This window comes from Hyphomicrobium sp. (assembly GCF_020852195.1).
Classification (GTDB): Bacteria; Pseudomonadota; Alphaproteobacteria; order Rhizobiales; family Hyphomicrobiaceae; genus Hyphomicrobium_C.
In genome coordinates this window covers 1-2,924 of the sequence record NZ_JADZBI010000093.1, presented here as the reverse complement: position 1 = coordinate 2,924, position 2,924 = coordinate 1, and the positions used below count along the sequence as shown (strand labels likewise).

Below are 2,924 nucleotides of genomic sequence, written 5' to 3'. Positions count from 1 at the left end.
TTTTCTCCGCCGCCTCCCTTCATCGCTGCAACGGCGAGCAGATCGACGATTTCCTCCCTGCCTCGATCGCCCCGACCGTGGTGCTGATGAACCCGCCTTTCTCGGCCTCCCTCAACGTTTCGGGTTCAAGCCGTGACGCCTGCTTCCGGCATATCCGCTCTGCATTGCGGCGGCTCGTTCCCGGCGGCCGGCTGGTCGTCCTCACCGGCGCGAATTTCACGGCATCCAATCCCGCATTCGCCGAGAGCTTCGCGGCCCTTCGGGAAATCGGCTCCATCGTCTTTACTTCGGCCATCGACGGCGCGGTCTATCGCCGCCACGGCACCACCGCCGGAACGCGCCTGACCGTCATCGACCGCACCCCATCGGACCGCGCTACCCCTCCCCTGCCGCCATTCGATCCTGCCCGCAGCACGGCCGAACTGCTCGACCGCGTGCTTGAGCAGCTACCCCCAAGGCTTGAAGTCGAACTTGTTGCGCCTGGCTCCACGCACTCCGCGCGATCGCTCCTGTCCGGGCCTCGCAATGTGCGGCCTGTCCGCCAAATTCCCGCGCCAAGGCCCGCGGCCCCTGCCGCCGACGTTGAGGAGCTCGCCTACGCCTACCGCGAGGATGAGACCGGCTCGTCGGCGCAGCTCGGCGACGCGCTCTATGAGCCCTATCGCGTCGAGACGATCGAGATCGCCGACGCCAAGCCGCATCCAAGCACGCTGGTGCAGTCGGCCGCGATGGCGTCGGTCCGCCCGCCACGGCCCTCCTACCGTCCGCATCTGCCCAAAGCGATCGTGACCGAAGGCCTGCTCTCCGACGCGCAGCTCGAAAGCGTCATCTATGCCGGCGAGGCACACGCCCATCATCTGGCCGGACGCTGGAAGCCCAATGAGAGCTATGATGCGCTCGGCAGGGCGCAGGACGACGATACGGACGCGGTCGTCTTCCGCCGCGGCTGGTTCCTCGGCGATGGCACCGGTGCCGGCAAGGGCCGCCAGATCGCGGGCATTCTGCTCGACAACTGGCTCAAAGGCCGCCGCCGCGCCATCTGGATCTCCAAGTCCGACAAGCTGATCGAGGACGCGCAGCGCGACTGGTCGGCGCTCGGTCAGGAAAAGCTCGAGATCGTGCCGCTCGACCGCTTCCGCCAGGGCAAGCCGATCGCGCTCGATCAGGGTATCCTGTTCACCACCTACGCTACGCTGCGCTCGGACGAGCGCGAAGGCAGAGCCTCGCGGCTGAAGCAGATCGGGGATTGGCTCGGGCGCGATTTCGACGGCGTCGTCATCTTCGACGAAGCCCACGCCATGGGCAACGCCGCCGGCGTCAAATCCAACCGCGGCATGCAAGCCCCGTCACAACAGGGTCTTGCCGGCCTGAAACTGCAGCACATGCTGCCCGATGCCCGCGTGGTCTATGTGTCGGCGACAGGGGCCACCACCGTCGAGAACCTCGCCTACGCGCAGCGCCTCGGTCTGTGGGGCAGCGACGACTTCCCCTTCGCATCCCGCTCCGACTTCGTCTCCGCCATGCACGAGGGCGGCATCGCAACGATGGAAGTGCTGGCTCGTGACCTGAAAGCCCTCGGCCTCTACGCCTCCCGCTCCCTTTCCTACGAAGGTGTCGAGGTCGATATCCTGGAACATCCGCTCACGCCCGATCAGATCCGCATCTACGACGCCTACGCCAAAGCGTTTCAGGTGATTCACACCAACCTCGACGCGGCGCTGAAGGCCGCCAACGTCACGGGCGACGGCGGCACGCTCAACCGGCAGGCCAAGTCCGCCGCCCGCTCGGCCTTCGAGTCCAACAAGCAGCGGTTCTTCAATCACCTCATCACCGCCATGAAGACGCCGACGCTCATTCGCGCCGTCGAGGCCGACCGGGCACGAGGCCACGCCGCGGTCATCCAGCTGGTGACGACGTCGGAAGCCCTGATGGAGCGGCGGCTCGCCAATATCCCGCCCGCCGAATGGAGCGATCTGTCGGTCGATGTGACGCCCCGCGAATACGTCCTCGACTATCTGGCCAACGGATTTCCGACCCAGCTCTATGAGCGCTACACCGATGAGAACGGCAATCTGCAATCCCGTCCCGTCGTCAGGGACGGCCAGCCGGTCCGCTCGCGTGAAGCCGAACAGCGCCGCGACCGCATGATCGAGCATCTGGCCGCGCTGCCGCCGGTGCAGAGCGCGCTCGATCAGATCATTCACCACTTCGGCGGCGACGCCGTCGCCGAGGTCACCGGCCGCAGCCGCCGCATCGTGCGCCGCAAGACGCCCGCCGGCATGGTGCTCGCGGTCGAGAACCGCCCGTCCTCGGCCAACCTTTCCGAGGCGCAGGCCTTCATGGACGACGACAAGCAGATCCTCGTCTTCTCCGACGCAGGCGGCACCGGACGCAGCTACCATGCCGATCTGGCCGCGCGGAATCAGCGCCGGCGTATCCACTATCTGCTCGAGGCCGGCTGGAAGGCCGATACCGCCATTCAGGGGCTGGGCCGCTCGAACCGCACCAATCAGAAGCAGCCGCCGGTCTTCCGGCCGATCGCCACTGACGTGTGCGGCGAAAAACGCTTCCTCTCCACCATCGCCCGCCGCCTCGACAGCCTCGGCGCCATCACCCGCGGCCAACGGCAGACGGGCGGTCAGGGCATGTTCCGGCCTGAAGATAATCTGGAAAGCACCTACGCCCGCTCCGCGCTGCGCCAGCTCTACGAGCTCATTCACCGCGGGCGCATCCCGGAATGCCCGCTCGCACGGTTCGAGGACGCGACCGGCCTGAGGCTCTCCACCGATGAGGGCGTCCTCCTCGACGCGTTGCCGCCGATCACCACGTTCCTCAATCGCCTGCTCGCGCTGGAAATCCAGCTCCAGAACGACCTCTTCGCCCATTTCGAGCGGCTCATCTGCGCCCGCGTCGAGAATGCGATT

Annotated in this window: 1 protein-coding gene; it reads left to right on the top strand. The window is 66.7% G+C overall.

The features are described from left to right. Nucleotides 1-2,924, top strand: a 2,924-nt coding sequence (locus IT540_RS07360; protein WP_291175203.1) for a strawberry notch family protein, incomplete at both ends; no start/stop codon positions are given.